At 37.6% G+C, this 8949-nt stretch carries 5 protein-coding genes; 4 read left to right on the forward strand and 1 reads right to left on the reverse strand.

Annotated elements, in window-relative coordinates:
* Positions 1-1806, reverse strand: a 1806-nt coding sequence (gene iorA / locus ACKI30_RS02760; RefSeq protein ID WP_407409695.1) for an indolepyruvate ferredoxin oxidoreductase subunit alpha, incomplete at its 3' end; no start/stop codon positions are given.
* A gap of 412 nt (positions 1807-2218) precedes the next feature.
* Here iorA and ACKI30_RS02765 point away from each other — a divergent pair.
* The 4 genes from ACKI30_RS02765 to tfrB all read left to right on the forward strand — a co-directional run.
* Positions 2219-4057: a YhgE/Pip family protein gene (locus tag ACKI30_RS02765; protein ID WP_407409697.1), complete on the forward strand. Its 1839-nt coding sequence runs from the start codon at positions 2219-2221 to the stop codon at positions 4055-4057.
* Between the two features lie 52 nt (positions 4058-4109).
* Positions 4110-5603: a pectate lyase-like adhesive domain-containing protein gene (locus ACKI30_RS02770; protein ID WP_407409699.1), complete on the forward strand. Its 1494-nt coding sequence runs from the start codon at positions 4110-4112 to the stop codon at positions 5601-5603.
* A gap of 136 nt (positions 5604-5739) precedes the next feature.
* Positions 5740-7335 (forward strand): ABC1 kinase family protein, encoded by a 1596-nt coding sequence (locus tag ACKI30_RS02775; RefSeq protein WP_407409701.1) that lies wholly within the window; start codon positions 5740-5742, stop codon positions 7333-7335.
* Positions 7336-7533: 198 nt separating this feature from the next.
* Positions 7534-8949, forward strand: a 1416-nt coding sequence (tfrB, locus tag ACKI30_RS02780) for a fumarate reductase (CoM/CoB) subunit TfrB (protein WP_407409703.1), incomplete at its 3' end; no start/stop codon positions are given.

Genomic DNA, 8949 nt, shown 5'->3' on the forward strand with positions numbered 1-8949 from the left:
TCCATTGATTTTTGAAATTGCAGGACAAGCAAGTTCACTTACACATTTATCACAATTATTACAATTCTTTTCAACTAAGTTAACCGGAGGTTTTTTGGTTAAACCTTTAATTAATGTACATGGAGCTTTTGAAACGATTACAGCAGTGTCATCCCTTTGGAATGCCTCAACATAAGTCTTTACGACCTGTTCCAAATTAAACGGATTGATTACACGCACATAATCGCAGCCGCATGCAACAGCCAGTTTACGGATTGACACTTCAGGAGCTTCATCCCCCATACCGTCGATTGGAATACCTGGGTTTGGCTGACCGCCTGTCATTGCAGTTATTCTGTTGTCCAAAACAGTCAGGACAAAGTTATGCTTGTTGTGGACCGCATTTATAAGCGGAGAAATACCGCTGTGGAAAAATGTGGAATCTCCAATGAAACTTGCCACCTTCTGATCGGTTGATACTGAAAATCCGCAGCCATCCCCTACGCTTGAACCCATTGACAATAGGTAATCTGCAGCATTGTATGGGGGGTTGATACCTAAAGTATAGCATCCAATATCTGAAGCGAACACTACATCAGAGGTCTTTAAGCCCAGCTCTTCGATAGCCTTGTTTATTCCGTAATACATTGCCCTGTGAGGACATCCTGCACACAATACAGGAGCTCTTGACGGAATGTCTTCGGACAATTTCTCAAGACTTTGTGAGAATTTCATTTCCTCGTCATTAGCAAATCCTAATACTTTATTTAAACCGTCTGCAACAACATCTGAGTTGAATTCATGGTAAAGAGGGAAAGTTCCATCCAGTTTTCCATGAACAGTGACATTCAAGTTTTTAGCTCCGATGGTGGCTAGGGTTTCCCTTTCCATGATCGGGTCAACTTCCTCTACAATGAACACTTCATCCAAATCGCTTAGGAATTCTGCAACCTTTTCCTGTGGGAAAGGATATGAAAATCCTAATTTTAAAATGTCCACATCCAAATCATTGAATTTTACAACATCATGAGCGTAATTGTAAGCACTGCTTGAAGCAATCAAACCGTATTTCTTGTCTTCTGCAAAGTCAATTTCCCTGTTGAATTCACTTTTGTTGGTTGTCTCTTCAAGCTTTTGAATCTTATCCCATAGCCTTACATGCATATCCCCTGCAAATGCAGGAACCGGAACATATTTTGAAGGGTCCTTATTGAAGTGGCCTCTCTTCCAGTGGTCTTCACAGTTTGATGAGTTGTCGTTCACATCTCCAAATTCAACAACTCCTCTCATGTGAGATACACGGGTTGTTGTTCTGACAATTACAGGCAGATTAATTTGTTCGGACAGGTCGAATGCATATTTTACCATGTCCTTTACTTCCTGACAGTTTGAAGGTTCCAAAATAGGTACATTGGCAAGTCTTGCATAGTTACGAGTGTCCTGTTCGTTTTGAGATGAAAACAATGAAGGGTCATCAGCGGATAAAATAACCATTCCCCCATTGACACCGGAATATGCAGTGGTCATGAATGAATCTGCCGCCACATTCATACCGACGTGCTTCATGAATGTAAATGACCTGAGACCTGAAGCGGCAGCAGTTGCTGCAACCTCCATAGCTACCTTTTCATTAGTAGAAAATTCAAAATAAATATTGGCATCTTTAGCCAATACTGACAATACATTTCCAATTTCTGAAGAAGGAGTTCCGGGATATGTGGCTGCAATAGAAACACCTGCTTCTATAACACCTCTTACAGCAGCTTCATTACCTAGTAAAAATTGTTTATCACCAGACACTCCTGTGACTAATTCTTTTAAATTCATTATATTTCCTCAAAATAATCATTAATATAATTTATATTATTACTTCAAAGAATAAATATTATTTTGAAAATGCAAAAGGCCTACAGAAAAAATCAGATTTGACCGCAAAACAACACTTTAAAAATTGTTCAAGACAATATGTTATAGTCACTACTTATTATTGTTTAAATTATGACAAAATGTCAAAACTACATTATATTAGCTTTAAAATTTGACCATAAAATTTTACATCAATAGAAACACTTTTATCTAATTTTTAACTAAAATTGTAAATGTATATATTAATATATTAGAAAAGTTTACCTTTCACGGATAATTTAATCATAAAAAGTTATTATGAATTACAATCTGTGAATCAATTTGAACTTTTAATTCTATCTTAATACTAAAAATCAATTGAAAAGTGAGAATAATGGGAAGTAAAGACATAGGAAATATCGTTGAAATAATGAAAAACGATTTCAAATCAGCATTTTCAAATCCTATTGTAACCCTTGTTTTGATTGGAATAATTATTCTTCCATCCCTTTATGCTCTTTTAAACATACAGGCATGTTGGGATCCTTATGGAAACACAGGAAATGTGGAATTTGCAATAGCCAATCTGGACAATGGTTCTACTTTTGAAGGAACAACTTTAAATATTGGAAATGAACTGGTTAAAGATTTAAAGAAGAATGACAAATTCAAATGGACATTTGTCACAGAAGATGAACTTCGAAAGGGAGTGCATAGCGGAAAGTATTATGCAGGTATAGTAATACCCAAAAACCTGAGTGAGAACATTATTTCGATTACGGGTGATGATCCGCAACAGGCAAAACTGGAATATGTTGTAAATGTTAAATCCAATCCTGTAGCTACCAAATTAACAGATACAGGAGCTAACACCGTTTATACAACACTTAATGCAAAAATTGTTCAGATTATTAACCTTGCAGCATACGGAAAACTTGGAGAACTGCAGGAAGGTCTTGCAGCAGGTGCAAGTCAATTAGCCGGCGGAGGAACCCAGCTTCAAGCGGGTGCGGCGCAGGTTTCATCCGGTGCAGGCCAAGTTTCATCAGGTGTCGGTCAGGTTCAGGACGGTGCCAGCCAGGTTAAAAGCGGTGCCAGCCAAGTACAGCAAGGCGTGAGTGATGTTAAGAGCGGTGCCAGCCAAGTACAACAAGGTTCAAGTGCAGTACAGCAAGGTGCAAGCCAGGTACAACAAGGTTCCGAAGAGTTAGACTCAGCAGTGGACCCATCATTAATTCCGGACGGTCCTGTAAAAGAATATGTTGAAGGCACATCAGAACTTGCAAAAGGAAGCAGTCAAGTAGCTGACGGAGCAAGTCAAGTTGCAGGAGGAGCCAGCGACCTAGCAGACGGATCAGTGCAATTAGCAGAAGGTTCAGGTCAAGTTGCAGGAGGAGCCAGCGACCTAGCAGACGGATCAGTGCAATTGGCAGAAGGTTCATTAAGCCTTGCGGCAGGTGCAGAGCTACTTGGAAACGCAGCTGCACAGGCATTATTCACCGCTGCAAGTTCACTTGGAGCAACAGCAGACCAGCTTTCAGCAATTACAGGTATCAACGAAACAATTCTTGGAGATTACTTCTTCTCACCAGTTAAACTAGACAGAAATGAAGTATTTTCAGTACCTGATTACGGATCCAATGTAGCTCCATTCTACCTTGTATTGTCCATGTGGGTTGGTGCTTTAATTACCTGTGTGATGATGGAACCTAAATCAAGTATAGGAACCAAATACTCTCCATTTGAAATGTATTCCGGTAAACTGTTAATCTACGTAGTTATGAGTATATTGCAGGCCTGCGTAACATTGATTGGGGCTTATCTTTTAGGAGTTCATGTAGATAACTATCCATTGTTTATATTTTCAGCAATACTTGTATCGGTAGTGTTCATGGTTCTGATATATTCAGTGATTTCAGCAATCGGAACTGTTGGAAAAGGAGCCATAGTAGTCCTTCTGGTTCTTCAAATCTCAGCGACAGGAGGAATCTACCCAATCGAAATCATGCATAAGTTCTTCCAGGTATTATACCCTTACATGCCAATGACCTATGCAATTAAACTGATACGGGAAGCACAATTAGGTGTTGTTTGGTCAAATTACTGGCCGGCATTAATTATTCTTTTAGCTATTGGAATAGTCACCGTCATTGTTGCAGTTGCAATTAAGGAAAAAGCAGATAAACCATCAAAATACTTTGAGGAAAAATTGGAGGAAAGTGGATTATTTTAGAAGTTAATTATTAACTTCTAATTATTTTTAAAATAAAAAGGGAGCTAATAACATGAAAAAAAAGTTATTTATTATCTTATTAGTTGCTTGCATATTATTTAGCGCTTCAGGCGTTTTTGCCGCTGACAATGATACTTCCATATCCAGCGATGAAAGTGGCCTGAACAATTTAGAAGCAGTTAGTAACGATGAGAATAAACCTTTAGAAGATGTCGGAGATTTAATTGGCGATGAGGATAACGGAACATTCACTGCATTGCAATTAAAAATCAGTCTTGCTAAAGAGGGAAGTGAAATCAACTTAACAAGAGATTACAAGTATAACGATGAATTTAAACTTACCACTGGAATTTTCATCAACAAAGACATAACAATCAACGGTAATGGTCATGTCATTGACGCAATGGGCAAATCAAGAATTTTCAACATCAACTATGGGGATGGATTGTCACTTCACAAGATTACATTGAAAGACATCACATTCAAAAACGGTAACGCCAAAATCTATGGTGGCGCAATATTGAACTTTGCAGATTTAACAATTGATAACTGCTATTTCACAAACAATAATGCAGGCACTGCCGGCGGAGCTGTAAATTCATTAGGAGCCTTAACTTTAAAAAATTCAAAATTCGATAAAAATTCCGCTGGAGGAGATGCCGGAGCGGTTTTCTCACTGACACTTAAAAAAAGTCCTGAGTTCTATTACACTTATTTTGAAGGTAAAAATGCAACTGAAGACATAAATCTTCTTTTCACCATTGGAATGCAGGCACTTCTTGAACATGGAAAAGACACCATAACCAACTGCGTATTTACAAACAACATAGCTAACGGCCGTGGTGGAGGAGCAGTTTATGCATACTCCCATATAAACATCAATTCATGTACATTCAATTCAAATAAGGCTGGCGAAAAAGGAGGAGCAATATTTGGATGCAAAGACCTCTTTATTAAAAATTCCAAATTTAATAAAAATCAAGTCTCAATGTACGGAGGAGCAGTATACTTCAAATGCCATGAGCAATCAGGACATTACGAGAACGGCACATGGGTTTCCAGCGTTAAATATTACACAAATTCAATTGAAGGATCAACCTTTGCAAACAATGTTGCAGGTGAAAGAGGAGGAGCAATCTACGGATTCAGAACTTCCAGCTCAGATACTGTCCACTGTGCAAAAGCAGTGAAATGTACCTTTAGTGATAATAAAGCTCCAAAAGGTAAAGATATCTATGGCGGAACAGTCAAAAACTGTGTTTACAAAAATACAAAAATTACCATAAAAGCAGTGACTGTTAAAAAATCAGCTAAAAAGCTAACAATACAGGCAACACTCAAAAAAGGTTCCTCACCACTTAAAGGCAAAGTGGTTTACTTCAAATTTAATGGAAAAACATACAAAGCAAAAACCAACTCCAAAGGTATTGCGAAAATTACCATTAAACAAAGCATATTGAAAAAGCTTAAAGTTGGTAAAACCGTCAAATATCTAGCCAAATATGGCAGTTTGACTGCTAAAAAAACTGCAAAAGTTAAAAAGTAGATGCATAAGCATTTACTATTTTATTTTATTACATCCATTATTGACAGAACACTAATTTTTAAAAAAAAAATGAAAATGCTGATTAAAGTAATTTAATATACCAAAAAACGTATTGTTAAACAATAGGTGATTGAATATGGATAAAGAAACCAAACAGCGTTTGGGCGAAATTAGAGCCGCCTTAAAAAAATATGGCTTTGATAAAGTTTTAGGTCAAACAGCGAAAAGTAAAATACGCTCAACAGACGATGATGAATCAAGCAGCCCCCTACTCGATGACGAAATACCTGTAAAGTTAAGACTGATGCTTCAGGAATTAGGAACCACATTCATTAAATTAGGTCAACTGTTAAGTACAAGACCTGATGTTGTCGGTGAAAGAATAGCAAATGAATTGGCCAACTTACAGGATGACAATCCTGCAATAAGCTATGAACAGGTCAAGGCAATAGTTGAAAGAGAACTTCACGGCAATATCGATGAGTTATTCGAAGACTTTTCCAAGGACCACCTTGCAACCGCATCAATCGGCCAAGTACATGAAGCCAAACTGATAACTGGTGAGCGCGTTGCAGTTAAAATCCAAAAGGAAGGCATTACAGATAAAATTGACCTTGATTTAAGGATATTGAAATTTATAGCCAATCAGGCAGATAGATTTAATGAACGTATTAGAAAAATAAACTTGCCAGGAATAATGGATGAGTTTGACCGTTCCATTCACAAGGAAATCGACTACAATAATGAATTCATGAACATGCAGCGCATTGAAATGAACTTTGTTGACAACCCGAATGTCCATATTCCGGCTACCTATGACAGATATTGCTCATCAAAAGTTTTAACAATGGAATTCATAGACGGTACAAAGTTAAATGATGTCTATGCAAGTACCGGAGATGAATTCGACAAGAAACTCTTAGCAAAAACTGTCCTCGATTCATATCTTCAGCAACTGTTCATTGACGGATTCTTCCATGGGGACCCGCATCCAGGTAACATCATGATTTTAGAGGACAATGTATTGTGCTATCTTGATTTGGGCATGATGGGATTCTTTGATGATAAATTCAAACGTGACCTTTCCGAAGTAATGCTTCTGTTTGTAGACCAGGACGTAGACGGATTGATAAACCAATTAATGTATATGGACATCCTTGATTATGACATTGATACAACCACTTTAAGAAGAGATTTGAATGACATGTTTGGAAGGTACTTCGGTGTACAGCTCAATCGTTTTGATGGAGTTTTAGAAGCGCTTCTTAACCTTATGCAAGAGTATGGAGTCATTCTTCCAAATGAGGTTGTTACAATGGCAAGAGGCCTTTCAATGATTGAAGCTACTGCAAAAAATCTTGATCCGGAAATTGATGTTTTCGCATCACTAAAACCTGTTGCAGGCCAAATTGCAAAGCAAAGACTCAGTCCAAAAAGATATATCAGCAGCAAAAAAAGCAGCGCAATCCTTTACGGACACATGCTTCAGGCGTTGCCAAAACTTCTTACAAAAACAATCCACAAAATTGAAAATGAAGAGCTGCAATTCCGATTTGAAGTCGACATTACCGACAAGGTTTCAATTATTGCATTAATCTCAGCACTCATAATTGGTTCTTCAGTTGTTTCTTTCGGACCAAGAGTATTCGATATGCCAGTAATCTCATTAATCGGTTATATAATAGCCATAATCCTAAGTATTATCGGCATTAGAAAATTTGTTTTAAAATAGAACTAAAATAACGGGGAATTAATTTCCTCAACACTTATTTTTTTAAGAACTCCATTTAATTATTTTCCAACCCTATTTTTATCAAACAATTAAAAAGTAATACATTTTCAACAACAATAGTAAGTATAATATATTTGTTAAGATACAAATATTATATTATAATGTTTTATAAGCTTTTGATATTTTTGGAGGGAAATGATGATTAAAGTATATGTTTCAAGATTTAACCCTGAAACTGATACAGAACCGCATATGGAGTGTTATGAAATAGAACAAACTCCCCACATGAAGGTTCTTGATGCACTGCAGGCCATAAACGACAAGTATGATGCAGACATCAGTTTTAGAAGCTCCTGTAGAGCGGGACAATGCGGATCTTGTGGAATTTTATTTAAGGGAAATGGTGCTCTGGCCTGTCAGAAAGAAATAAAGGACGGAGCAATTATAGAACCGCTTAGATTCCCAGTCATTAAAGATTTGATAGTTGACAAATCCAGCATTGAAGCCAAAGTTAAAGATTTGGAATTATCCCTTCAATGTGACCACGCATGCAGCGATGGACTTGACACAAGCATTACAAAAGAAGATACAAAAGACACCAAAAAGGTTAGAAGCTGTATCGAATGTTATTCATGCTACTCAACATGTCCTGTTGTAAATATTGCAACCGAAGAGTTTGGCGGACCATACCTAATGAGATATATGCGCAAATTTGAAACTGACCCTAGAGACAACTACGACAGGCTTAAAGAGGCTCTTGATGAAGGGCTGTACAAATGTACCAGCTGCGGAAAATGTCTCTCAGTATGTCCTAAAAACATCAATACCTTTGGAGATGCAATTGAGAAAATGAGAGCAATTGCAGTTGCCAACGGTTCAGGACCACTGCCTGAGCATGTTGCATTCAAAGAAAATATCCTAAAAACCGGAAGGTCAGTTAAAACAAGCAAAACTCCATTTGTTGAAGAAGCTGAAAACTACACTGGCTCAAAAGTTGCATTCTTTACAGGATGTATGGTTGACTATAAGTTCCCTGAGCTTGGACACAAACTTGTAAAAATCCTTAAAGAAAACGGAATTGACATTGATGTTCCAGAAGGTCAAGTATGCTGCGGTTCACCGTTGCTTAGAACCGGACAAACCGATATTGTTCAAGATCTCGTGGATAAAAACAAAGAAGTCTTCAAAGATTATGATACAGTCATTACAATCTGTTCCGGGTGCGGAGCTACACTCAAAAACAACCACCCAGAATTTGGTTCAAAATTGCATGTCATGGACATCAGCGAGTTTTTAGTCGACAAGCTCGACACCAGCAAATTGAAAGAAGTTGATATGAAAGTCACATATCACGACCCTTGCCATCTGGGCAGAGGACAAGGCATCAAGGATGCACCGCGTGACATAATCGAAATGATTCCCGGCATTGAATTTGAAGAGATGCTATATCCTTGCCAATGCTGCGGTGCAGGTGGAGGAATAAAATCCGGAAAACCTGAAATAGCACTTGATCTTTCAAAATCAAAAGCTGAAATGATTAAAGATACTGAATCTGATGCAGTAATTACAATCTGTCCGTTCTGTCAGCTGAACATTCAGGACGGATTAAATGCA

The organism is Methanobrevibacter sp. (genome assembly GCF_045539575.1).
Classification (GTDB): Archaea; Methanobacteriota; Methanobacteria; order Methanobacteriales; family Methanobacteriaceae; genus Methanocatella.